Origin of the sequence: Flavobacterium salilacus subsp. salilacus (assembly GCF_004634195.1) — a bacterium.
GTDB lineage: Bacteria > Bacteroidota > Bacteroidia > Flavobacteriales > Flavobacteriaceae > Flavobacterium > Flavobacterium salilacus.
Genome location: NZ_SKBP01000002.1, coordinates 1 through 24,770, shown reverse-complemented (window position 1 = coordinate 24,770; position 24,770 = coordinate 1). Strand labels below are relative to the sequence as shown.

22 protein-coding genes, 1 tRNA gene and 1 pseudogene are annotated in these 24,770 nt (G+C 32.6%); 22 read left to right on the top strand and 2 right to left on the bottom strand.

The annotated features are described in order from the left end of the window. Positions 1-3 precede the first annotated feature (3 nt). The 4 genes from E0W68_RS03125 to E0W68_RS03110 all read left to right on the top strand — a co-directional run bounded on the left by E0W68_RS03125 (position 4) and on the right by E0W68_RS03110 (position 3,989). Positions 4-1,896: a RecQ family ATP-dependent DNA helicase gene (locus E0W68_RS03125; RefSeq protein ID WP_135217957.1), complete on the top strand. Its 1,893-nt coding sequence runs from the start codon at positions 4-6 to the stop codon at positions 1,894-1,896. Beyond that, complete coding sequence (fmt, locus tag E0W68_RS03120; protein ID WP_135217956.1) at positions 1,896-2,843, top strand: methionyl-tRNA formyltransferase; 948 nt, start codon at positions 1,896-1,898, stop codon at positions 2,841-2,843. Before E0W68_RS03125 ends, fmt begins: the two co-directional genes overlap by 1 nt. 188 nt (positions 2,844-3,031) lie before the next feature. Next, positions 3,032-3,307 (top strand): HU family DNA-binding protein, encoded by a 276-nt coding sequence (locus E0W68_RS03115; RefSeq protein ID WP_135217955.1) that lies wholly within the window; start codon positions 3,032-3,034, stop codon positions 3,305-3,307. Between the two features lie 121 nt (positions 3,308-3,428). Next, entirely contained in the window at positions 3,429-3,989 is a 561-nt protein-coding gene (locus tag E0W68_RS03110) for a YqgE/AlgH family protein (protein WP_135217954.1), read from the top strand. On the opposite strand, the gene E0W68_RS03105 is transcribed toward E0W68_RS03110, so the two are convergent. Together E0W68_RS03105 and E0W68_RS03100 are read right to left on the bottom strand one after the other, a co-directional pair. Continuing rightward, positions 3,981-4,826: an aminotransferase class IV gene (locus tag E0W68_RS03105; RefSeq protein WP_135217953.1), complete on the bottom strand. Its 846-nt coding sequence runs from the start codon at positions 4,824-4,826 to the stop codon at positions 3,981-3,983. The genes E0W68_RS03110 and E0W68_RS03105 overlap by 9 nt on opposite strands. Positions 4,827-4,879: 53 nt before the next feature. Continuing rightward, entirely contained in the window at positions 4,880-5,272 is a 393-nt protein-coding gene (locus E0W68_RS03100) for an START-like domain-containing protein (RefSeq protein ID WP_135217952.1), read from the bottom strand. Between the two features lie 154 nt (positions 5,273-5,426). Here E0W68_RS03100 and E0W68_RS03095 point away from each other — a divergent pair. The 18 genes and pseudogenes from E0W68_RS03095 to E0W68_RS03015 all read left to right on the top strand — a co-directional run bounded on the left by E0W68_RS03095 (position 5,427) and on the right by E0W68_RS03015 (position 24,652). Next, positions 5,427-5,500: transfer RNA gene (locus tag E0W68_RS03095), tRNA-Met, on the top strand. 355 nt (positions 5,501-5,855) lie between these two features. Then, a complete protein-coding gene (locus tag E0W68_RS03090; protein ID WP_135217951.1) occupies positions 5,856-6,041 on the top strand; it encodes a hypothetical protein in 186 nt (61 codons plus the stop codon). Positions 6,042-6,265: 224 nt separating this feature from the next. Then, positions 6,266-9,598, top strand: a complete 3,333-nt coding sequence (locus tag E0W68_RS03085) for an RHS repeat domain-containing protein (protein ID WP_135217950.1) — start codon at positions 6,266-6,268, stop codon at positions 9,596-9,598. Between the two features lie 11 nt (positions 9,599-9,609). Then, a complete protein-coding gene (locus E0W68_RS03080) occupies positions 9,610-14,466 on the top strand; it encodes a DUF6443 domain-containing protein (protein ID WP_205435314.1) in 4,857 nt (1,618 codons plus the stop codon). A 10-nt stretch (positions 14,467-14,476) separates the two neighbouring features. Continuing rightward, complete coding sequence (locus E0W68_RS03075; RefSeq protein ID WP_135217949.1) at positions 14,477-15,043, top strand: hypothetical protein; 567 nt, start codon at positions 14,477-14,479, stop codon at positions 15,041-15,043. A gap of 47 nt (positions 15,044-15,090) precedes the next feature. Next, positions 15,091-16,140 carry an RHS repeat domain-containing protein gene (locus tag E0W68_RS03070; RefSeq protein ID WP_135217948.1) on the top strand — a complete coding sequence of 350 codons (1,050 nt, stop codon included), beginning with the start codon at positions 15,091-15,093 and terminating at the stop codon, positions 16,138-16,140. A gap of 1 nt (position 16,141) precedes the next feature. Next, positions 16,142-16,696 carry a hypothetical protein gene (locus tag E0W68_RS03065; RefSeq protein ID WP_162845792.1) on the top strand — a complete coding sequence of 185 codons (555 nt, stop codon included), beginning with the start codon at positions 16,142-16,144 and terminating at the stop codon, positions 16,694-16,696. A gap of 54 nt (positions 16,697-16,750) precedes the next feature. After that, positions 16,751-17,008, top strand: a pseudogene (locus tag E0W68_RS13985) (RHS repeat domain-containing protein); the annotation flags it as partial. 57 nt (positions 17,009-17,065) lie between these two features. After that, entirely contained in the window at positions 17,066-17,749 is a 684-nt protein-coding gene (locus E0W68_RS03060; RefSeq protein WP_235831820.1) for a DUF6973 domain-containing protein, read from the top strand. Between the two features lie 13 nt (positions 17,750-17,762). Continuing rightward, positions 17,763-18,293: a hypothetical protein gene (locus E0W68_RS03055; RefSeq protein ID WP_135217945.1), complete on the top strand. Its 531-nt coding sequence runs from the start codon at positions 17,763-17,765 to the stop codon at positions 18,291-18,293. A gap of 90 nt (positions 18,294-18,383) precedes the next feature. Beyond that, a complete protein-coding gene (locus E0W68_RS03050; RefSeq protein ID WP_135217944.1) occupies positions 18,384-19,304 on the top strand; it encodes an RHS repeat-associated core domain-containing protein in 921 nt (306 codons plus the stop codon). A gap of 4 nt (positions 19,305-19,308) precedes the next feature. Next, positions 19,309-19,896, top strand: a complete 588-nt coding sequence (locus E0W68_RS03045) for a hypothetical protein (protein ID WP_135217943.1) — start codon at positions 19,309-19,311, stop codon at positions 19,894-19,896. Between the two features lie 100 nt (positions 19,897-19,996). Beyond that, positions 19,997-20,947 (top strand): RHS repeat-associated core domain-containing protein, encoded by a 951-nt coding sequence (locus E0W68_RS03040; RefSeq protein WP_135217942.1) that lies wholly within the window; start codon positions 19,997-19,999, stop codon positions 20,945-20,947. Between the two features lie 3 nt (positions 20,948-20,950). After that, on the top strand, positions 20,951-21,490 hold the full coding sequence (locus tag E0W68_RS03035) for a hypothetical protein (RefSeq protein ID WP_135217941.1): 540 nt from the start codon (positions 20,951-20,953) through the stop codon (positions 21,488-21,490). Positions 21,491-21,543: 53 nt separating this feature from the next. Further along, entirely contained in the window at positions 21,544-22,578 is a 1,035-nt protein-coding gene (locus tag E0W68_RS03030; protein WP_135217940.1) for an RHS repeat domain-containing protein, read from the top strand. Between the two features lie 13 nt (positions 22,579-22,591). Next, positions 22,592-23,191 carry a hypothetical protein gene (locus E0W68_RS03025; protein ID WP_135217939.1) on the top strand — a complete coding sequence of 200 codons (600 nt, stop codon included), beginning with the start codon at positions 22,592-22,594 and terminating at the stop codon, positions 23,189-23,191. Between the two features lie 48 nt (positions 23,192-23,239). After that, positions 23,240-24,133, top strand: a complete 894-nt coding sequence (locus E0W68_RS13925; protein ID WP_225990333.1) for an RHS repeat-associated core domain-containing protein — start codon at positions 23,240-23,242, stop codon at positions 24,131-24,133. Between the two features lie 12 nt (positions 24,134-24,145). Then, complete coding sequence (locus tag E0W68_RS03015) at positions 24,146-24,652, top strand: hypothetical protein (protein WP_135217938.1); 507 nt, start codon at positions 24,146-24,148, stop codon at positions 24,650-24,652. The last annotated feature ends 118 nt before the right edge of the window (positions 24,653-24,770 follow it).

The following is a 24,770-nucleotide window of genomic DNA, read 5'->3' as shown; positions in this document are numbered from 1 at the left end:
TATATGCAACATCCCCTCGAAATTCTAAAAAAGTACTGGCAATATGACAGCTTTCGCGAACCACAGGATAAAATAATCCAATCAGTACTTGAAGGTAAAGATGCCTTTGCCTTAATGCCCACAGGAGGTGGTAAATCAATATGTTTTCAAGTACCGGCACTAATAAAACCCGGTCTTTGTTTGGTAATCTCTCCGCTAATAGCCTTAATGAAAGACCAGGTTGCCAATTTGTCGGCACGAGGTATTAAAGCTATTGCGCTCACAGGAGGATTATCTCCCGATGCTATAAGCGACCAGTTGGATAACTGTAAGTTTGGCGATTATAAATTTTTATATGTTTCTCCCGAAAGGTTACAAGCTGAGTGGATTATAGAGCGTATAAAGGAACTCCCTATAAATCTTGTAGCTATAGACGAAGCGCATTGCGTATCGCAATGGGGACATGATTTTCGACCAGCTTATTTAAAAATTTCAGCATTAAAAAAACAGTTGCCCAATGTACCATTTTTAGCATTAACAGCCTCTGCTACAAAAAGGGTGCAGGAAGACATCGCCACACATTTGGGGTTAGAGAACCCTGTAGTATATAAAAAGTCATTTTTTAGAGAGAATATAGCCTATATGGTTCTCGAAACCGAAGATAAACTTCATCGTCTGCAACAAATACTCACTAAAAATCCTGAACCATCCATTATATATGTTCGCAACCGAAAGTCATGTCATGATGTTTCACAACAATTACAATCGCTCGGCTTTAAAGCTACCCATTATCATGGCGGGCTTAAAGAGAAGGAGAAAGAAGCTAATATGCAGGCTTGGATGCAGGAAAAGGTACAGGTAATAGTAGCTACCAATGCTTTTGGCATGGGTATAGATAAGGCTAATGTAAAAACAGTTATTCACATACAGTTACCCGAAAATCTTGAAAACTATTACCAGGAAGCGGGGAGGGCAGGGCGAATTGGTAAAAAGTCGTTTGCAGTGTTGTTAATAAACAAATCTGACATAGCGGCAACTCAAAACCAGTTTATAGAAGTTCTCCCTGACAAAAAGTTTTTAAAAAATGTATATTCCCGATTAAATAATTATTTGCAGATAGCCTATGGCGAAGGTATAGGGCAAACTTTTCCGTTCAATCTTAACGAGTTTTGCAGGCATTATGATTTTCCTGTTGTAAAAACATATAACGCGTTACAGTTTTTAGATAGGCAGGGTATCGTTACATTGTCTAAAGAATTTTCAGAGAGTATAACCTTACAGTTTCTTGTGCCCAGTAAAGAAGTATTGCGCTACATCAGCCTTAATCCTGCAGATGAAACGATGATTTTGACTATTTTAAGGAATTATGCAGGAGTATTTGATATGGAAACAGCTATAAATGCTAACTTTATAAATAAAAAAGCAAAATCAACAGAACAGGAACTTTTGACACTAATGCAACGGTTGCAGCAAAAAGGAGTTATAACATATACCAGTAAAGGGGCTGACAGCAGCCTTACTTTTAACGAGGTTCGGGAAGATGACCTTACGATCAATCGGGTAACTGCCTTTTTAGAACAACAGAATAAAATAAAAGTAAAGCAGTTTGAAGCTATAGTGCATTATGCAACAAATAACAACAGATGCAAGAGCCGCCTGTTACTTGATTACTTTGAAGAGAAAGAAAGTGCAGATTGCGGGATTTGCTCCTATTGTATAAATAAACATAAAGAGTCTAGAAGTATAACCTATCTCGCTGAGGCAGTATTGCAATTACTGGAAAATGACTCATACAATTCGCGCGAGATTGAACAAAAACTTGAGCTTACTCCCAAAGAAACAGTATATGTATTACAGGTTTTGTTGGAAAATGGAAAGATTAAAATAAATATGAATAACCAATACACTATAAAGTAATGGAACGTTTACGAATTGTTTTTATGGGAACACCCGAATTTGCAGTAGGGATTCTGGATGCTATATATCAAAATAACTATGATATTGTTGGGGTTATAACTGCTCCTGACAGACCTGCGGGCAGAGGACAAAAAGTAAAATACTCAGCAGTAAAAGAATATGCACTGGAAAAAAACCTAAAGCTGTTGCAACCGGTTAATTTAAAAGATGAGGTTTTTTTACAAGAGCTTGAGGGTTTACAGGCAAATTTACAAGTAGTTGTAGCTTTTCGTATGTTGCCCGCTCAGGTATGGAAAATGCCAAAGTTGGGCACATTTAACCTGCATGCATCATTATTGCCGCAATATCGTGGTGCAGCACCTATAAATTGGGCTATTATTAATGGAGAGAAAACAACAGGTGTAACAACTTTTTTTATTGATGATAAAATTGACACAGGTGCTATTATATTAAAGGAGGAAATAGCTATAGGTGACAAAGAGACGGCAGGCGAACTGCACGACAGGCTTATGCTGCTTGGTGTTGATGCCGTGCTGAAAACGCTGTCGCTTATTGGCAACGGACAAGCCGAAACAACTATACAACCTACAGATGCGAATATAAAAACAGCCTATAAGCTAAATAAAGAAAACTGTAAGATAGACTGGACTATGCCGGGACAGGCTATTTATAACCTGATAAGAGGGCTTAGTCCGTATCCTGCGGCATGGACTTTTATTAACGATAATGGGCAGGAATGGAATGTAAAGGTATATAATGCTCTGTTTAAAGAAGAAGATCATGATTGTGAAGTTGGTAAACTTATTGTTGATAAAAAAGAAATCAAGATAAGTGTTGCCAACGGATATATTATATTACTTGATTTACAATTTCCCGGTAAGAAAAAAATGACAGCAGGCGAGTTGCTTAACGGTATGAAATTTACGGCAAATGCTATGGCAAAATAGCCAGTAAACACAAGTGTTAACAAAAAATTATAAATTCCAAGCCCCTTTGTTAACATTTTAATAAAAGTTATTAACAATTAAATTGAAATAATTATAAAACACTTGTGTGGTATGGATTTCCTGCTAAATTTGTAGGACAGGATATATAAAAACATTAATTTTAAACCAAACAATTAATAACAATTATTATGAACAAATCAGAATTAATCGACGCAATGGCTGCAGATGCAGGAATATCAAAAGGTGCAGCAAAAAAAGCATTAGAGTCATTCATCAGCAATGTAGGTGATGCATTAAACAAAGGTAATAGAGTATCTCTGGTAGGTTTCGGTTCATGGTCTGTAACTAACAGGGCTGCGAGAGAAGGAAGAAATCCGCAAACAGGAGCTACTATTAAGATTGCTGCTAAAAATGTTGTTAAATTTAAGCCAGGAGCTGAGCTTGACGGTGCTGTTAATAAATAATAACATAAATTAACCAAGTATATTAAGCCTCTCCTTAACGAGAGGCTTTTTTTATAAAACTTTCTGAATTTATTTTGGATGTCTGTTTTTTTTAATTAAATTTATTTCAAATTGAAGGACTATGATTTCACTAAAGCCAAAAAAAGGGCACCTGCTTATTGCAGAGCCTTCGACCATAGGAGATCTGTCATTTAACAGATCTGTGGTTTTATTAGCCGATCATAATGCAGAGGGTTCTGTGGGTTTCATCTTAAACAAGCCCCTTGGATTTACCATACAAGATCTTATTCCTGAAATAAAAGGGGAATTTAAAATTTATAATGGGGGACCGGTAGAGCAGGATAATCTATATTTTATACACAATATTCCCGAACTCATTCCTAATAGTATCGAAATATCTAATGGTATTTATTGGGGAGGCGACTTCGAATCTACTAAAGATCTTATCAATACAGGAAAGATTAAAAAGAACAATATTCGCTTCTTTTTAGGCTATACCGGCTGGGATGCCCACCAGCTTGAAGATGAACTTGAAGAAGATTCTTGGATAGTATCTGAAAACAGCTATCAAAATAAAATTATAGGAAAATCCAGTGCCTCTTTCTGGAAAGAAAAAATAATGGAATTAGGTGGTGAATATTTAATATGGTCTAACGCTCCCGAAAATCCTGCCTTAAACTAATCCCAGTCTTATTTGAGCATTCAGTTTTTTCAATAAATCAGATGCCAAATCATTCCCGTACTCTTTTTTTCTGTATTTAGTGATGGGTTGTATCCCTGCAATCACATTAGTAATAAATAATTCATCCGCTTTTTGAAGGTCAAACGGGGATATTGATGCTTCTTCAACGATAATATCTTTATGCTTTTTTGCAGCTGCTAAAACTTGTTTTCTCATGATGCCATTAAGGCAGCCATCTGCCACAGGCGGAGTAATTAATTTATTGCCCATAAGCATAAATAAATTGCCTTGCAGCGCTTCTACCACGTTTTTATCGTCATTCAGCAGCAGGCAATTATTAAGCCCGTTTTCATATGCATAAACACTACCTGTAATGTGTACCATTTTGTTAACAGTCTTTAATGAAGACAGTAATTGCTTGGTTACATAAAAATCTTTAAAAAGATCTACCTCATATACTGCATCTGAAAATTGATATATTGAATTCTCCATTTTATCAGCAGTTATAATAAATTCAGTATTATTATCGGTAGGAAGGTAATAACCTCCGGGCTTTCTGAAAAATGTAAGTCGTGCTCTGGCAGATGCGCTTAGTTGTAAATTATTTACCAGTTCCAGTACTTTTTCCTCCATATACTCCATGGTAAAATACATAGGAATTTCCATTCTTATTATACGCATAGAAGCCATTAATCTAAAATAGTGGTCTTCTATAAACAAAACTTTGCCGTCGAGTACTTTCAGCGTTTCAAAAATAGCATCTCCATATAAAAATGCCCGGTTTTGGTGTATGGATATATCTGATTGTGGTGTTAAGTTGCCGTTATAACTTATCATAAAAAATGCCCTATTTTGGATAGGGCAAATATAACTTTAATAGCAATGATATCCTAAACAGAGCCTAAAACATGTTTTAGGTCGGATATTTGGTTTTCCCATAACTGTTTTGCTTCTTCCACATCATCTTCATAGGCAAAATCTACCACCATAAGTGATACGTCTTTAGTTATCTCATCAACTAAGATTCTTAACTCAAAATAGTACTCTCCATCTTTATTTTCGTCATCTACCCATCTGAATTTAATTCTCTCTCCGCTTTTCTTAGAAGACATCCTGGCTTTTTCTTCAGAGTCATCCCAAATAAAGGTAAAAAACTCTCCTCTGGAGTTAACATTATCTGCAAACCATTCTGACAATCCTGATGGCGTTGATATATATTGATATAAAAGCTGTGGTGATGAGGTTATCGGGAATTCGAGTTCATATTTTGTTTTTTCGTCCATCGGTCTGTAAAATTTTCGCGAAATATAGAATAATAAACAGTTAAAAAAAAACATTTTGATAAAATATTTTTTTCAAAAAAATATGTTTGGATGCATTAAATAAAATTATATATTTGCACCCGCATTGAAGGAATAATAATGCAAACCGAAAAATGGCGAGGTAGCTCAGTCGGTTAGAGCGCAGGATTCATAACCCTGAGGTCACGGGTTCAACTCCCGTCTTCGCTACAAAATTGAAAAAACAGGAAATCAACGGTTTAGTGTACGCTAAACCGTTTTTTTATGTCTAAAATTTTTTACAGTTATAAAAACACAGGAATTATATCATTTTAAACTTTTGTAAAGTACTGTAATTTAATCACTTTCAAACAATAAGATTAACGCTTCAATGCATACTACAATAGATTTATGGAAAAATCCGAGTAGTGTGAATGACCATCCCTATCATTTCAAACAAGAACTTAGGAACTAATTAACTCCTGATTCAAATTCCGTATTTGGAATACAATCAACAAATTGATTTGTTGAAAAAGATAGATACTATTGGAGTGGCTATTTTGATAGAGGAAATTAATCTTTAAAAATGAATGCTAATACAGTATATGATGTTTTTCTTGCCCTCCCTCCGGAGGAAAGGGAAAAATTCATTGTATTAGTAAAAGAACAAGAAATAAAAACTTCCTTTAAACTTAGAAGACAGAAAAGTAAATTTACAAAACAAGATGCCATCGATTATTTGCTTACAACGGTTTTCAAGCCTAAAAATTGACATAATTACATAATATTATACTTTGTATAGATAATATTGTGTAAATTTTTTAGAGTATCAGTATTTTAATTATATATTTTGTATTCTATCAAGTAATATTTTAAATAAAGTTCTTACGTTTTTATATTATAAAATTGTTATTTTACATTTTTTTACTTGTTAAATAAATACTAAAATCTATTTTAGCTGTTAAAAAAATATAATTATATATAATTATAAAATTTATGAAAAGTGCAACCACTAAGAAATTGCTATTTCTACTTTTGCTTTCTATTCTTTCTCAAAAAATTTTTAGCCAGTTAAATATCCAATTTCAACAACCCAAATCTCCCGAAGCCTATTTGTTTGAAAAATATGGCAGTATGCCAATTGCAAATTATTCGGGTAAACCTAATGTTAATATTCCGTTATATACAATTAATTATGGTGATATAAATATTCCTTTATCATTGTCCTATACTTCAAACGGTATAAGAGTAGATGAAGAAGCTTCACAAGTGGGACTTGGATGGTATTTCGGTACAGGAATGATTTCTCAAATAGTTAATGGTAAAGATGATTTAAGAGATAATATAGATGTGCTACTACCGGATTTTTTTTATCAACCCTATCCCCAGTATGTTTTAGATAACTATCCAAGAAGGTATTTTGACGCATACCCAATTGGTAATATAGATCCCATGACTCCTGACAGGTTACTTTTAGACCCAGCAGATCCTATCAGCCGGGATAAATATTTTATGGGAAGAGTGAGAACAGATGGAAGTTTCAGTAATTTCGTTCCTTATCCTAGGAATGGACAACTTTACGACTATAAACCAGTTTTAGATTGGTATAATAACCCCTATTTTGGAGATGACATGGAAATAGACTTATTTAAGGCTAATTTTTTTGGTCATGAAATTATATTTTATTACAGTCCTATCAACAATACTTCTGGCACTCTTGGTTCTGTTTCTGTTTTAAGCGGTGATAAATATGCAGTTAAACTTATTAACAATGGTTCGAATACATACAGTTTTAAAATTACTGCCCCGGATGGTACATCTTATTTTTTTGAAGAAGAATTAGTTAATTATAACACACCCTCTCTAACTAGTTCAGGATATACTACTAACTTAAATGATACGTCAGGAACAGGTTATCAAACGTTTACTAGTGTTGTAACTCCTCAAGATGAGGGACTTGATATATATACATCATATTCCAGAATTTGGAAAATTACTAAAATTGAGGATACTAAAGGCAATATAGCAACATTCAATTATACAGATTTACCCAAAATAACATCTACAACTTCAAAATCCAGTAGAACTGAGTTTTTAAATGTAACATACAGACATACTGAACAGTCTCTAGGTTTGGGTTTGATAGATCAGTGGTGGCCACTAATAGGGCCTGAATTTGGTTCATATCAACCACCGACTGGGAAACATATCCATTACTATAGAAATACTAATGCAACACTTCGTCAGGACAAATCATGTTTAAGTAGTATTGAGTTTGGTGATTCAGAACTTATATTTAATAATACAGATCGCATTGATATTCCTTATGATAAGAAATTATCTGGTATATCAGTTCTTTATAAAAATAATATAGTCAAAAATATCAATTTAGAGTATGATTATTTTAATTCCGCTTATTCCAGTAATAACACGCAGAAACGATTAAAATTATTGAGTGTTCAAGATGGTGACAATAGCTATAAATTTAAATATAACAACACTCCTTTTCCTAATAAAAACTCAAACTCTTTTGATTATTGGGGCTTTTATAATGGGGCTCCTAATACAACTGCTTCAAGTAATCCGTTTAGATTATATGAAGATTCTTCCTTAATACCCCAGTGGGCTCATGATTTAATGCCTTCAATAGAAGGTATAGCTAACCGATCAGCACACTCTGAGTATTGCAAAATAGGAATATTAGAGGAAATAGAATATCCTACAGGAGGAACTACAGAATTCATTTATGAACTCAACGAGTTTGATAATTACTTTTTTCCAGATTATAACAATAAAACAGTACTAGATGCCAATGATAATTTTGTAAATGATTATCCTCAGACTATAAGTAGAGGTTTCGGTCTTAGGATAAAAGAAACTATTGACAGGCCGGGAGATGGTACATCTTATAAAACTAAATATACGTATTCTGGAGGTAAACATATACCTCCATATGTAGCTTACAATGACAGCGAAAGTCATTATACAACCTATAATGATAACCAAGTATGTGGTGGCACTCAATGTACTTACTACACAGTAACATCAGGTAATAAAATAATGAGTTATAATAACTCATTATATCAAACTAATATTTTGGGTAATGGCGATGGGGTTGGTTATGATACAGTAACAGTTGAAAAGGTATCATCAAATACGGTAACAACAAATGGTAAAACTGAACATTTTTATACAAACGTTCCTGATGTAAGTGCCAGAGATAAGTTTGGTTTTGGAGTGCCAAAGTCTTTATTCGACATGTTTGGTTTTTCGATTCGTCCCACGGATTTAGATAATGGTTTATTGACGCAAGAAATAGTTTACGATATCTATAATACTCCGAAATTTAAAAAGGAATATACATATCAATCAATTCTACCTACAATATATACCAGTACAACTGCTTCTTATAACGTTAAAGTTGTTAAGGTACCCGGAAATTATGGATATCCCAGAACAGGTTCTGGTAATCATACCTATGCTGTACCTCCAATACAAGAAGTTTTTCATGAGTATCTCTTCTTTTATTATCCGTTAAGAAAAACTAAAAATCTTCTTAAAAATCAAACTGTTACAGAATACTTTGATGCAGGAAATGTTATTGCAACTACAAGTTATGAATACGACAATTTTTACAGAAAAAAATCAATAACAGTGGCAGACCCTAATCGAGGAATTGAAAAACAAACTATAGATTACTATACGTCATACCAAACCTCATATAAAAACCAATTAATGTTACCTCAAAGGACTCGTACTTATCAAGGTAATTTATATGGCAACCAAGAATTGAAAGAAGAACGCTATTATTTCTATAACGACCCTTCCAACCTTGTTAGTAGAGTTAAAGTACGACCAAGAGGTACTCAAAATCCGAATTATGAGAGAGAAATATATTATGATCAGTATGACGATAAAGGGAATATAATAGAATATCACGTAGAAGATGGAAATTCTACCTGTGTAATTTGGGGATACAACAAAACCCTCCCTATAGCAACGATAGAGAATGTTGCCTATGGTTCTGTCGTATCATCTTATGTGAATAACCTACAAACTTTATCTAATTCTGATATTGATAATTGCAGGCAAGTTAGTTGTACTGAACAAGCACTAAGAACAGCACTAAATAATTTGAGGTCAGCTTTTCCGCAGGCAATGGTTACCACTTATACCTACGATCCTTTAATTGGTATAACCAGTATGACAGACCCTAAGGGCTATACCTCTTATTATGGATATGACAGCCAAAACAGGCTGAAATACATAAAAGATGAAGATGGAAATATCCTTGAGGAAAATGAATATAACTTTAAATCCGACAACTAAGAAATCCTTACATGAAACCGATACAAATAACCACTATATTAGTTGTACTGCTTGCATTTACTACGGTAGCATACAGTCAAAATCCCTCTGAGAATTATATTAAAAAAATTCACTATAAAAATCCCTCCACCAATGGTGTCTCTACTAATGATACTATTGTAAGCATTAATTATTTTGATGGGTTGGGACGTGTCAAACAAATAGTGAATGTGAAGGCAGGAGGTCAGGGGCAGGATATCGTAACTCCTGTAACATATGATGATTTTGGAAGACAAGTAAAGCAATATCTTCCAGTTCCTTCCACTATTGGAAATAATTCTTCTCCAAATTATAGGAATAATAACACTTTGATACCTACTCTTACTTCTTATTATTCAAACAAATACCCGGAAGATCTCTCGATTACAAATCCTAATCCTTATTCAGAAACTATTTATGAGACTTCTCCTTTAAACCGGGTTATGGAACAAGCGGCTCCGGGAGAAGCATGGAAAAAGAACAATAATCACACTATTAAATATATATATAGTACAAATATATCAGAAGAAGTACGATTTTTTGAGGTAAGATATCCTGATCCGAATGATACAGAGGTATCATCCTTATATTTTCATGGTACTAATACCATTAATGGTAATAATCCTCAATACTATCCTCCTGGAAGTTTATACAAAACAGTTGTAAAAGATGAAAATTGGGTTTCTTCGGACGGGAAGAACAATACAGTTGAGGAATTTAAAGATAAAAACGGCAGGGTAGTCTTAAAACGGGCATATAATGAAAGTCAGCCTCATGATACACAGTATGTATATGACAAATATGGTAACTTGGCTTATGTTATTCCCCCTCTTGCTGCTGATAATATTGTAAAAGTATCTATCAGATATGTTCGGGCAACAGTCAAAAATTATCCATGGACTTCTTTAGTAAAAGTAGATCAAAAACTTGCAGATGATTACGATAAAGAATTAATGGAGTATAATAACGAGGATATTTTAAACATCGACCTGATGGATAAATATGGCGGACAGGGAGGCTTTTCTCTGACGACAGAAGAAGATGGTAGTTTAGCACTGAACTTGAATATTACAACTGCTAATGCCATGCCATTAAATACAGGTTATATAATCGATTTGAAAGATATCGGAACTTTTCAGGATAAAGAATTAGGAGAAATAAAAGGAGTAGGTTACACTTATTATTTTTCGATAAAAAGTAATTTTATTCATGTAGATGGCTCGGGAAATGTTGGCTCAATTATGACAAGCTTTACCGGAGACAAGAAACTGGAATATGAAAGAAATTATCCATGGACACAAATTTACGAAGCAGATCCGCAGACAGTTAAAGATTATGAAACTGCGCTGTCGGGGTTAGATAACGATGAGATATTAACTACCTATATTCCTAACGCATATAATGCTATGGGAGGGGTTTCTATAAGGGTAGATAAAGACGATCAGGTAACTTTAACATTTAATATTACTTCGGATATTGCCTGTAAGTTGAAAACAGGATCTGTTATCCCGCTGGATATACAGAGAAGACTGCCTGATATGGAAAATATAGGTTTCATATCCGGACCGGGATATAATTATAATATCAGTATTATAAGCAATAATCTTTACATTTTAGGTGATGGTAATTTATATAATTTACCATTCTACACTAATTTTTTTGCTACAGTTAACTATTCTATAGATTACGCAGTTTTACAAGGATTATGTTATATCTATTATTATGATATCGGTAATCGTATAATAGCAAAACACATTCCTGATAATGGCTGGACACATATTGTATATGATAAACGTGACAGACCCATCCTAATCCAGGATGAAAACCTTCGAATAAAAAACGGGTGGCTGTTTACGAAATATGACACTTTTGACAGAGTGGCATATACAGGAGAATACTACGATAACAGAGAGAGAAAAACAATACAAAATGATGTAAACGATAATACTGTTTTTAATGAAGCTAAAACAACAACATCCTCATTTACCAGTGGGGGTAGCCCTGTTTATTACTCAAACATTGTTTTTCCTACACAAAACTTGGTAGCTAATCCGGAAACCGGAGGAACAGCCCTTAACCTGTTTACTATAAACTATTATGACAATTATACTTTCAACACGGGTGTCAATATCCCCTCAACAAATTGGTATAATAAAAGTATAAGTTCTCGAACAAAAGGTTTACAAACAGGCAGTAAAATAAGAGTACTGGGAACAGACTGGTGGAGTAATGCGCTTAATGCTTATGATGATAAAGGAAGAGTAGTATGGTCGCATACAGAGGATGGATATAACTATTCGGGAAGGGATACTAATTATAATCTTAGTTTTACAGGTCAGGTATTAGAGAGTAAAGATAAATTTAGCCATTTTACTGTAAACGGCGCTGTTTCTGTAGATATTGAGGATTATTATACTTATGATTATGCAGAAAGATTATTAGAACATAAACAAAAAATAAACGATAATCCTACAGAGTTAATATCAAGTAATATATATGATGACTTAGGACAATTAATCCGTAAAGGTGTGGGCGGAAAAGCTACTGCAACAACCCCGCTACAAACGGTTAACTACAATTATAATATAAGGGGCTGGCTCAAAGGTATAAACAATGTGGAACAAGGTTTATCTGCAACATCCGACCTGTTTGCTTTTGGTGTCAATTATACCAATGTAACAGCAAGCCCCAGCATAGGCTTGCAGGCAGAGCCTTTGTATAACGGTAATATTGCTGAAACCCTTTATAGAAGTAAAAGTGATGATGATTTAAAAGTTTATGCCTATAAATATGATGTACTAAACAGGCTTACAGAAGCCAACCTTTTTGGAGCGCCGGGCGTTACAGGAATTAGTGATTACAGAGAGGGAGGAATAGTATATGACAAGAACGGGAATATATTAAACCTTGAAAGGTATGGTATAACCAGTACAGGCAATTTTGATAAGATAGACGTTTTAAGCTATACCTATAAACCGCATAGTAACCGATTGATACGCGTAGATGATTATGCCGATACCGAAGGGTTTAATGATGGAGATACCGGCAGTCCTGAAAACCAGGGAGAAGACGACTACAGGTATGATGACAATGGAAATATGAACATGGACTTGAATAAAGGTATAGTTACAGAAGGAATTACTTACAACCACCTTAACCTGCCTGTACATATTGATTTTGGGAATAACAATGCAATAGAGTATGTATATGATGCTGCTGGAACAAAGCTGGAAAAGAAAGTAACCGAAAACAGTACTGTTACAAAAACAACATATACCAATGGTTTTGTATATAAAAATGATGTGCTACAATTTTTACCACACCCGGAAGGGTATGCAAGTTATAATGAAAATAATGAAAATTTTTCGTATGTTTACCAGTATAAAGACCATTTGGGTAATGTACGGTTGAGCTATACCGATGCTGTTCAGGAGGAAGTTGATATCCCTTTTGATACAGATTTGGGAGGCTTTACTGAACAAGAAAATGCTGCGGCACAGTTGCAAAATGGGGCTCTCGTTGTAAATGTGACAGAACCTTATGCCGGAGTTCGGAAGGGAATTTCAACTTCAGTATCTAAAGGGGAACGTTATGAGTTTACACTGACTATAGACAAAGGAACAACAAATTCAGTGAGTGTGGTTATAAGGGAGAGTGACCCAAGTGAGGGGGTATGGGAAGAATTTTCGGTAGGCTATTTATCACCGGGACAGCAAACACTACATTTTGAGCATACAGTATCGGCTGATAACCTCGGTTTATCTTTATACATACGTAAAACGGGAGTTACACAGGTTACTACTACTTTTAGTGTATTACATTTTAACTATAAGAAAAAGAAACTGGAAGTTATTGAAGAAGACCATTATTACCCTTTTGGATTAAAGCATAAAATAGAAGGAGCAATTGTTCAGCCTATAGGTAATGCTGTAGCCCAAAACTATAAATATAATGGAAAGGAATTTACAGAAGCATTAGGACTTAATATGTATGATTTAGGAGCTAGAATGTATATGCCTGATATAGGAAGATTTGGAGTGGTTGACCCGATGGCTGATTTCGTTAATTATCAATCTCCGTATGTTGCCAGTGACAACAACCCTGTTCTTTACAGAGATGAATATGGTTTAGGGATTCTTAATGTTATTGGTAATTTTTTTAGTCGTATAGGTAATGGTATAGCTAGATTATTTTCAGGAAATAATTGTGGTTGTTATCAACACCCTGAATCTTATGCTGATTCTTGGAGTAGAATGGATTTTCCAAAAATAAATGAAAAATTAAGGAATTTATTTGATAGAAAAAGGAGTAGTACAAAATCTAAATCAGAAGATGACGGTGAGAATGATGATAGAAAACCAGTTAGAGCATTACAAGTTTTGCCAATAGATCCGTTTAGTATGAAAATCCCAATAGTTGGAGTAATCCATAATCCACCACCAATTAAAGGAATGCCTAATCCTATAGTTAATGGCAGAGAAATTAAATCCGATGGTAGAACTACCTTTGACGCAGATATAAAATTTGCAAATAGTTCTACTTCATTAGATAATTCATCTGCACATAAAACACTTAAAAACTTGATTAAAACATTAGTGGATTATCCTCAATTAACTATATTGATTCATGGTAATGCTTCATTCATAACTTCAGAATCAATCGATTCAAATACAGGAGCAAAAGTTGATGGACAACGTGGAACTATAGGCCAATTACAACTAGGGAGAGCGAGAGCTATAGAAGCTTATCTTATTAGAAAAGGGATTAATCCTTCTAGAATAAGGGTTACTAGAGGTAAAATATCTACTAATGGATCTTTACCTTCAGCAACATTTACTGTTAAAAATTAAATTATAAAAAATGAATTTCAAAAAGATATATATAATATTATTTCCTTCTTTCCTTTATATTCTTTCAGGTTTTTATTCATATGTAGGAAATACACAAGATAAACTTTTATGGGATAAAAATAGAAAGTTAAAATGGACTGATTTTCAAGGAATACCAAATATGGATGATTCCTGTATTTTAGTAGCAAGTACTCAAACCTCAATTGAAATAACAGACAGCTCACATAAAAATGGAATTCCTGTATTTAAGGTATGTTGCTTTTTTGTGAAAAACAAATCTTGGACTAAAGTAGATGATGATTATACTTTAGATCATGAACAGCTTCATTTTGATATAGGAGAAATCTATACAAGAAAAATTAGAAAGGAATTTGATAAATTAAATGCCCAAGGGATTATAGACGTTGCGAAATACCAAAAAGTTTTTGATACTTACCTAAATGAGGTTGAAGATTATAATGAAAAATATGATAATGAAGTATATTTTAATGAAGAAAGACAGGCTTTATGGAGAAAAAAAATTAAAAGTGAGCTAGAAGAATTAAAGGAATATGAAATTGGTAATGTATCAGATTAGGGTTTTACTTTGATTGTAAATATTAGGGCTCTAAAAACACTTTTAGCCTGCAACATTTCAGTTATAATAAAAAGAAGCTGGAAGTTATTGAAGAAGACCATTATTACCCTTTTGGATTGAAGCATAAAATAGAAGGAGCAATTGTTCAGCCTATAGGTAATGCTGTAGCCCAAAACTATAAATATAATGGAAAGGAATTTACAGAAGCTCTGGGACTTGACTGGTATGATTATGGAGCAAGGAATTATAACCCTGCTATTGGTAGGTGGTCAAGGATAGATAACAAAGCTGAGTTATATTTTGCTACATCTCCTTATGTTTATGCTCTAAATACTCCACTTCAAGCAGTTGACCCTGATGGAAATCTTGTTATATTTATTAATGGTTTAGGTGGTGGAGGTGCTTCATATTGGAGAAGTTCTGAAACAATTCGATATATGACGGGAACGGAAAGTTTTGTTGGTTTTAAATGGCAAACATATGGAACTTATAAGAAAAAGATAGCTTTTGATAGTAGTGTAATGACTCATTTTGGAGATTATAATGCTAGATATATTGATGGTTCTCCAGGTTCTTTACTTAATAATTTCACCTCTGGGCAAAGATTCGAGCAAGGATATCAAAAAGGGAAGGAACAAGCTGCCGAAATTATTGGAAGTTTAGCAAGAGATACTCAAGGAAACATAACTGAGTCAATCAAGATAATTACCCATAGTATGGGAGGTGTTTATGGAAAAGGTTTTGTTGCGGCATTAAAATACTACATAAGAACTAGTAAAGACCCCCAAGTTAGAAAGGTACTAATATCTTTAGTTGCAGATTTTGATCCTTTCCAAGCTGGTGGCAATCTAGGGAAAGCAGATAAAAACATTTATACTCAACAATTTATAAACGCAGGGTGGTCAGATATCTTTAACGCAGGATGGTTGGCTAATCAAGAAGAAGAAGAAGAAGCTGATGATGTATATTATAACGAAAATAAAACGTCTCATTTCATAGAAACTTTTCTCGGAAATATTGATGACCTGCAAGAAGGTAAATATGAATGGAATGATGATGAACAGCAATGGATCTGTACAACTTGTAAAAATGATTGATATGAAATATTTAAAATTAGCATTCTTATATATATTATTAATGCTTACATCTTGTTTTAATAAAACCAGTACACCGAAAGAGCATTTAAATGATATTAGCATTCCAAAGGAGCAATATTTACAAGATGTTGAATTTTTGAATAGACTAGTCTTATTTTATTCAGATTCTTTAAACAAAAAAAGAGTTCCTAAATCTCAGAGTAAAATTATAGAAGTCACTATAGACACTATATTTTATAGTTCAAATAGAAAAATTTCTTTTTTAGCTATCAAGAAAAATAGTAATTCTTACTTAGAACAGATGAAAAGTGGAAAAGACAATATTCAATTTGTAGGTGAGTGCTTCATAGGATATAAAAATGAAATTAACAATTTTAATATTCTTAAAAAATTAAAGTATACAGTAACATCAAGAAATTATGATGATACTTCTGAAAAGCTTAGAATAATTTATTTGAGAGAAATGCATTATATTGATGGAAAATATAATCTTAATGATAGAAGATTCTGGACCAGTAGTATATGGGATGAAAATGAAGGTAATGTATCAGATTAGGGTTTTTCCTTTGATTTTGGTTGTAAATATTAGGGCTCTAAAAACACTTTTAGCCTGCAACATTTCAGTTATAAAAAGAAGAAGCTGGAAGTTATTGAAGAAGACCATTATTACCCTTTTGGTTTAAAACACAAAATACAAGGGGCAGTTGTTCAACCCATCGGTAACGATCTAGCTCAAAACTATAAATATAACGGAAAGGAATTACAAGAAGAACTAGGACTTAACTTTTATGATTACGGAGCGAGGAATTATGACGCTTCTTTGGGAAGGTGGTTTAATATTGATCCATTAGCAGAGATATCCAGACGATGGTCTCCATATAACTATGCATATAACAATCCTATTTTCTTTATAGATCCAGATGGAATGGAAGTCCTGGATTTTTCTTGGGGTACTGTATATGTAGGAAATGATGCGCAAAGCATGTTTTCTCAATTACAAAAAACAATGTCTTCTAATTCTGAAAAGGATAATGAAGAAGAGGATTGTTGTGGAGGGTCTATAGCTAGCTATAGACATAAAGAAAGTCCAAAAGAAACAGATTATTATAGAGCAAATAAAGGAACAAAGAATGTTGTTAATGAAGCTGCCTATGAAGCAGGTATGTTAGCTACCACAGTTGGTGGAGGTGACATAGGAGGAGATAATGATGGTTATAGTGGGGCAATTAGACATGCTTACTGGATGTACTTAATAGCAATTAGTTTAGGTCCTGAAAGAGCTGAAACGATTGGTTTGTTACATGAAGATTTTATTATTACCCGCGGAAAATATAAAGGTATGAATAATATATATTCAGAGGATTCTAAAATGGATATGATTAACAATGCGTGGGGAATAAATATGGCCAGAGAGAATCCTAATTTAACTGATGTGGAATTTGAAGAGTTGTTCTATAGAGCTGTTCAAAGTCAAAATGGAACAATAAAAATAATTGACACAAAGACAGTGCCTAAAAGTACTCTTAAGGAAAGGTTTAAAAGCCTTGAAAAAACAAAGGAGCGGCTGAGAGCTAATGGACATCGAATGATGCCTTCTATTAAATGGTAATTAATTATTTATTATGACAAGAAAAAGAATTTTATTAGGTACTATTAGTTTACTTTTAATAGTAATACTGTATCTGTTTATTCAATTTAATAGTGTTAAACATATTGAACAGAATTGTTTAACATATGATTTTGAAGATGTTTTTGAAAAAGAAAATAGCTTAGTTTTAAATAAAACATATGATTTCTCTCAAATATTTAATTGTAAAAGTTGGGATAAAATGATAATAGTAGGAGGTCCAAAAGCAAATAGGACTATTATTTTTTTAAAAGAAGGAGTTTTTCTACCCGAAATAGATTATATAAATAGAATTCAAGGTTGTTTGCTCTTTTACTTAGTCAAAGATGGGAGATTAATTTCTCCTCCAATTGAGTTTTGGCATTCCCATTTTTTATATTTTGAAGATTTCAATGATTTTGACTATGTTAGCTTAAATAGACAAGATGCCATTTTTAAATGTATTAAACTTGAAACTATAGGGGGTAAAGATGAAATACTGACTTTTGAACGAATAGGCAATGGTGGTGGTAATGTATCAGATTAGGGTTTTGCTTTTATTTTAGTTGTAAATCATTGAAAGCCAATAATAAAATAAGATTGTTATATAAAAATAGAGGTCGCTATTATATAGCCTATTGGTAACGATTTAGCTCAAAACTATAAATATAACGGAAAGGAGCTTACAGAGTCTTTAGGAATCAATATGTACACATATGGTTTTAGGGATTATGACCCCGCTATTGGTAGATGGGTCTGTACTGACCCATTAGCAGAGAAATACGAAACACTAAGTCCGTATAATTACGTTTCTAACAATCCTGTAAATGCCATTGACCCTGATGGTAGATTAATTGTTTATGTTAATGGTTTGTTGTTTTCTCAAGCATTAGGAATGAAACTTAATCCTTTTAAAAGTTATAGACCTGAAAGTTGGGGGACTCAAATACAACAAGATGGATTACGATTTAATGGGAAACCAATAAATTATTGGGATGTTCCAAATGAAAACGGATACACAACGAGAGGCGAAATCAACGATATGTTTAATGACTACAATAATGTATATGTAAATGGCAGTCATCACTTCAGATCACAGGCTTCTGAACGTTTTGAAATGGGAAGGAAAGCAGGTAACGAGTTAATTGCACAATTGCAAAATGGAACGATAGAATTGACAAATGAAGAGACAATAAAAATTGTTGGTCACAGTCAAGGGGCAGCTCATGCTGCGGGTATGTTAACACAATTATTGGATAGCCAATATGCAGATAGATTAGAAGCAGGTATTTATTTATCTCCACACCAACCTGGTGGATTTTCTCATCCTGATGGAGTTTTTGGAGCACAATTTTCAACTAAGACAGATAGGGTTTCTTCAAGAGCTGGCGTACTAGGGCATTTAATGGAATTATTTAATGGTTCCTCAGAATTAAAAGAAATAAAAGGTTCTGACTTTCTTATGATTAGACCAGAGCATAAAGGCAATAAAGGCGGTCATGACGCAGAATCTTGGAATAACATTTTAAAACAAATCAACGACTTCCTTAACAATTAACATCATGAGAAACTATATAATTTCCTTTATAATTTTATTAACTATGTTTACTTTAAATTCTTGTTCATTATTTATAAAAAAAATAAAATATACTAAAGAAGAATTGGAATGGTATAATGTATACAAAGTAAAAGACAGTTTGGTATTTCAAAGTTTATCAACTCAAAAAAAAGATACAAGCATTATAATTTCAAAAAGAATTTATACTGATAGAGACTGGTTTAGAAGTGTTAATCAAGAAATTATGGATTTGAGATATACAAATAATATTTTTAAAAACCCTACTTATTATGAGAATTCGAGCAATATGTTTAGTAATCACTACCCAAATAGTAATAAGGAGTATAAATATGCTTGTTCCTACCTTAGGTCAAGCTTCTATTTCAACAGCTATACAGAAACTATAGATTTGGTGACTTTGACACTATCACAGAAGAATTTCAATAATGTTTATGAATTAGTTTATAAAAGACCAAAATTCCATGGCGGTAAAGATGATGACCCTGAAACATTATATTGGGATAAACAATATGGAATTATTAAATATATAACCTTTAATGGAGAAGTATGGGAAAAGATTAATTGGGATTAATAAAGGATAATGTATCAGATTAGGGTTTCGATTTGATTTTAAATATTAGGGTTCTAAAAACACTTTTAGCCTACAGCATCTCAGTTATAAGAAAAAGAAGCTGGAGGTTATTGAAGAAGACCATTATTACCCTTTTGGGTTAAAGCATAAAATAGAAGGATCAATCATACAGCCTATTGGTAATGTTGTAGCACAAAGTTATAAATACAACGGCAAGGAACTGCAGGATGAATTAGGATTGGATTGGTACGACTATCATGCACGAAATTATGACCCTGCAATAGGTAGGTGGTTTAATATTGACCCACTGGCGGAAAGATATTATCAATTATCAACTTATACTTATGTAGGTAATATGCCTACAATTGCAATTGATCCAGATGGAAAGAGATTAGTATTTGTTATTCGTGATAAAAAAGGAAATGCAAAAGAGTACTTAACTTATCGAAATGGAAACTTTTGGCATGCAAATGGAAAAAGGTATAATCCTGGTAAAGAGTCTCTTAATAAAACAATGTACAGAGTGTTAAGCGTATATAGAAGAATAGAATCCTCTAATGACAAAGTTTTAAAAAGAATGTTAAATCACCTAGAAAAAAGTGATAAAGTTCATTATATGCAGGAAGGAGCTGGTTGTAGTTATTGTACATCTAATGTTGATGCATACCCTTTTGCAATAGGCAAAGATGACTCAGTTGGTACAATAGCAAATTGGAATCTTCGCAATGGTACACCTGATGAGGACTTTGAGACTGTAGTTCACGAAATGCGCCATCAATTTGACTGGGACACAGGGAATATGGGAGATGATCATGTAGGAAATAGTGCTAAAGATCCATCGGAGATAAGAGCTGTTTGGACTGAAAATAGGGTAAGAAAAATGTTGAATTTACCACTACAGACCAAGTATGGAACAGAAGAAATAGACCCTCATATACTAAACAACCCTCCAAATAACGAGAATGTATTTGATGAGAAATATGATACTAACCAACATGACGGTAATATCAATAGAGATAAAAAAAAGGATAAAGACGTTAAAAGAGAATAAATAATGAAAAAAATAATAATTTATTTGTTTATTATCATGATTTTTAGCTGTAATCAATCTAAAACAAAAGAGTGCGTTGTCAGCAAAAAATACCTTACTGAATTTTCTAAAGGAACAGATAATAACTCCCCACCATTAAATCCTTTTCTTATTTTCTTTATTGAAATTGAGAATAATCAAGTGTTAGAATTAAATAATATCGCACTACACGATTTTTACAACACTTTTTATAGAGAAGAGTTTAGTTTGGAAGAGTTTTTGTGTTTAATTTATAACAACAACATTACAATAGACAAATCCTTTTTAAAAAGGTATGAAAATAGGTTTAAATCCTATGAGGTAAATTTAAATTCGCTAACAAATTTACAAGATTTAAGAGTTAAATATTTCAAAAGCAAAGGAAATACATTAATTCTTAAAAATAATTTAGAAGAGAACTTAAGAGTTTCTATACTTTATTCTTTTTTTAAAGACCAGTATTATATATGTCAAGGAGATGAAAATTACTTTATGTATAAAAACAATGATAATGTATCAGATTAGGGTTTTACTTTGATTTTGGTTGTAAATATTAGGGCTCTAAAAACACTTTTAGCCTGCAACATTTCAGTTATAAGAAAAAGAAGCTGGAAGTTATTGAAGAAGACCATTATTATCCTTTTGGGTTGAAGCATAAAATAGAAGGATCAATTATACAACCCATAGGTAATGATGTTGCGCAGAAGTATAAGTACAACGGAAAAGAGCTGCAGGACGAGCTGGGGCTTAACATGTACGACTATGGAGCACGTAACTATGACCCTGCATTGGGTAGATGGATGAATATTGACCCGCTGGCAGAGATATCCAGGCGATGGTCTCCATATAATTATGCTTATGATAATCCTGTGTTTTTTATTGACCCTGACGGGATGGCTGCAGTAGGGGCAGACGGGCTAACTGGAGAACAATGGATATCAACTTCTAGACCATCAATGAATAGTAATAATAGTGAAATCGCCACAAAATTTTATAGAAAAGCTAATAGAGATGTCGAAATGCAAGAATCTAAATTAGATAAAGAAATTGATAATGTATATGGCGAGAAAGCAGATGAGAAAATTTTTCCAACAGAAATTAGTATTGATATTATATATGGGCTGATAGATAATTTATCTATTTTAAGCAAAGCATACAAGAAATTAAAAACTAAAGGTAATTTTTATATGGAAGTGCTTGACAAATTTTCTCCTAGCTATAGCACCTCAATAGAAGCAATTACTGATAATAGGGAAAGAGGAAAAGGTACTGATAATTTTACCGGTGAAATTACTCGTGATGGTATACCATATATATTATTTTACCGAAATGGTTTTGAAAGTTTTCGAAATTTAGCACATTTAACTTTACATGAATTTGGGCATGTTGATAGTTACTTAAGTGGTTTTAGATATAGAAATTTTGAGAGTTTTGGATGGGGCTACGCTGTTAATATTGATGAGGTATATGCTTTTAATTATGCATATCAACTTGGTGGAATGAATCCATCTATAAGCGCACACTATAGACATAATATAGATCAAGTAATGGAAAATTTTACATATCTGTGGTATGAAATTATGACTAATTATCAAAAAAGTTTTAATCCCTAAAATTTTAATATCTATGAAAAATAGAATATTTATTTTGTTTATTATATTCATTGCCATTTTTTCCTCATGTCATAAAAATGAAAAAAAAACTGAATCTATTGATTACAAGCAATTAATAAATAAAAAAGAAAAACTTTCAAAAATATTTAAAGAAAAGCCTTTATCTAAAACTTATATAAATAAATTTTCAATATTATATTATCAAGAAGATAAGACTAATATCTCTGGAGCATATTACGTAAAAGAAGGACGAAAAGATTCATTAAGAATTGAAAAAAGAAATTATAATACTGCTACAGTATTTATATATAATTATTTCAATGGAGGTATAGATACACTTGAGATATACAAAGATTCCATCAAATTTAATAGTGCGACTATAGAGAAAAAATCATCAAAGAAAATACATTTTAGTGGAACTACTTTTAATATCAATAAATTTCATTACTCAAATTATTTAGAGACTTCCAATCTATATATAGAAGATTCATTGGGTTTAATTCTGCAAAGATTAATTTCTCAAAAAACTGCTATTATAGAATATGATCATGAATTGGGTTTTATACAAAAACAAATTGAGCAAGATTCTATATTCTTTAAATTCGAGAATTAGGGGTAATGTATCAGATTAGGGCTTCGTTCTTATTTTTACTGTAAATCATTGAAAAACAATACTGCAAAAGATTATTATATAATAATAGAGGCAGCTATTATACAGCCTATTGGTAACGATGTTGCTCAAGATTTTAAATATAACGGCAAGGAGCTCCAAGACGAGCTGGGGCTTAACATGTACGACTATGGAGCACGTAACTATGACCCTGCATTGGGTAGATGGTTTAATATTGACCCTTTAGCAGAAACAAGCAGGAGGTTCTCGCCATATACTTATGCTCTTGATAATCCGATTAGGTTTATTGACCCTGATGGGATGCAGGCTGATGACTGGAGAAATGCAAAAGGGCAGTTAGTATATAATCCAAAAGCAAATGGAGGTAAAGGAGCTTACACTAAACATGCTACGGCAGACGATAAAAAGTATGGTGACAAATTAAGAAATTCAGGGGCTACAGGGCAAAGACAATTTAATAAAATAGTTAATTCAGCACACCCTGTAGAAGTTAATTTTACTGATGATAATTATAATGGAGGACTAACAGATTATCACTTAGGGCAAACTGAATTAGATTATGAAGTGGATAGCGATGGAAATGTACAAATCGAGAAAGCTACCATAAACGTCTCTAAAGGTGCGATAGAGGAATTTGTGGGTGATATTGAAAGTGGAAAATTAAATACTTCTGATAGGGGTAAAGAACACTCTATAGTTGATAAAACTGAAAACAATAATATTAATACAATCAAAGATAATAATTTGAGTTCTGATGATGTTACTACTGCTATATTTGGTCATGAAATAGAACATGCAACCGATACTGCTAATATTAAAATCCAAGTTATGGAGTCAAAAGGTGAAAATTTACATCCAAGTGTTAATTCAGAAGTTGCTCCTTTGCAAATTGAAAATGATATATTAAATGATTTAGCACAATAAATCTCAATGACTATGAAAAGTAAAATGTTTATTATTTTAATTTTGATTTCAAATTTAACCTTTGCTCAAAATCCAGATTTGACTTTTCAATCACTTAAAGAACATCTTGTTGATTTCTTGATTGAAAAAGGTGATATAAGAGAAAATGAAATTAAAGAATTTAAAAATGATTTAGAAAAAATTAAAGTTATTGGTGTTTACAACAATGTAAATAAAGGAAAACTTATAAATGGAGTCTATTCTTTTTTTATACCGAGAACAATAGCAAGAAGTAATTTTGTTATAGTAGATGATAATAAATTTATAATTTTAGATTTAACAAATAAAGAGGGACTTGAAAGTTCAATTTCTAATCTGATGATTTTTTGCGAAAAACAAAACTATTGTTATACTATAACTCAAGACTATATTTCTCGAATGATTAGAATTTTTTATACAATTAATAAGAATCCTAAATTGAGAAAAGATTTTAATTGTGAACAAGAATATGGAGTTATTAGCACCGAAAGTTTACCATAACTGGGTAATGTATCATATTAGGGTTTTTCCTTTGATTTTGGTTGTAAACCATTGAAAAACAATAGTAAAATAAGGTTATTGTATAATAATAGAGGGAGTATAATAACTGCCTCTGTTA

What these genes read in the sequence shown, in the direction of transcription:
- E0W68_RS03065 (WP_162845792.1), top strand. Translation starts at nt 16,142, where the DNA reads ATGAAATATTTAAAATTAGCATTCTTATATATATTATTAATGCTTACA.
- E0W68_RS03060 (WP_235831820.1), top strand. Translation starts at nt 17,066, where the DNA reads ATGGAAGTCCTGGATTTTTCTTGGGGTACTGTATATGTAGGAAATGAT.
- E0W68_RS03085 (WP_135217950.1), top strand. Translation starts at nt 6,266, where the DNA reads ATGAAAAGTGCAACCACTAAGAAATTGCTATTTCTACTTTTGCTTTCT.
- E0W68_RS03115 (WP_135217955.1), top strand. Translation starts at nt 3,032, where the DNA reads ATGAACAAATCAGAATTAATCGACGCAATGGCTGCAGATGCAGGAATA.
- E0W68_RS03025 (WP_135217939.1), top strand. Translation starts at nt 22,592, where the DNA reads ATGAAAAATAGAATATTTATTTTGTTTATTATATTCATTGCCATTTTT.
- E0W68_RS03090 (WP_135217951.1), top strand. Translation starts at nt 5,856, where the DNA reads ATGAATGCTAATACAGTATATGATGTTTTTCTTGCCCTCCCTCCGGAG.
- E0W68_RS03015 (WP_135217938.1), top strand. Translation starts at nt 24,146, where the DNA reads ATGAAAAGTAAAATGTTTATTATTTTAATTTTGATTTCAAATTTAACC.
- E0W68_RS03100 (WP_135217952.1), bottom strand. Translation starts at nt 5,272, where the DNA reads ATGGACGAAAAAACAAAATATGAACTCGAATTCCCGATAACCTCATCA.
- E0W68_RS03105 (WP_135217953.1), bottom strand. Translation starts at nt 4,826, where the DNA reads ATGATAAGTTATAACGGCAACTTAACACCACAATCAGATATATCCATA.
- E0W68_RS03110 (WP_135217954.1), top strand. Translation starts at nt 3,429, where the DNA reads ATGATTTCACTAAAGCCAAAAAAAGGGCACCTGCTTATTGCAGAGCCT.
- E0W68_RS03045 (WP_135217943.1), top strand. Translation starts at nt 19,309, where the DNA reads ATGAGAAACTATATAATTTCCTTTATAATTTTATTAACTATGTTTACT.
- fmt (WP_135217956.1), top strand. Translation starts at nt 1,896, where the DNA reads ATGGAACGTTTACGAATTGTTTTTATGGGAACACCCGAATTTGCAGTA.
- E0W68_RS03055 (WP_135217945.1), top strand. Translation starts at nt 17,763, where the DNA reads ATGACAAGAAAAAGAATTTTATTAGGTACTATTAGTTTACTTTTAATA.
- E0W68_RS03035 (WP_135217941.1), top strand. Translation starts at nt 20,951, where the DNA reads ATGAAAAAAATAATAATTTATTTGTTTATTATCATGATTTTTAGCTGT.
- E0W68_RS03125 (WP_135217957.1), top strand. Translation starts at nt 4, where the DNA reads ATGCAACATCCCCTCGAAATTCTAAAAAAGTACTGGCAATATGACAGC.
- E0W68_RS03075 (WP_135217949.1), top strand. Translation starts at nt 14,477, where the DNA reads ATGAATTTCAAAAAGATATATATAATATTATTTCCTTCTTTCCTTTAT.
- E0W68_RS03080 (WP_205435314.1), top strand. Translation starts at nt 9,610, where the DNA reads ATGAAACCGATACAAATAACCACTATATTAGTTGTACTGCTTGCATTT.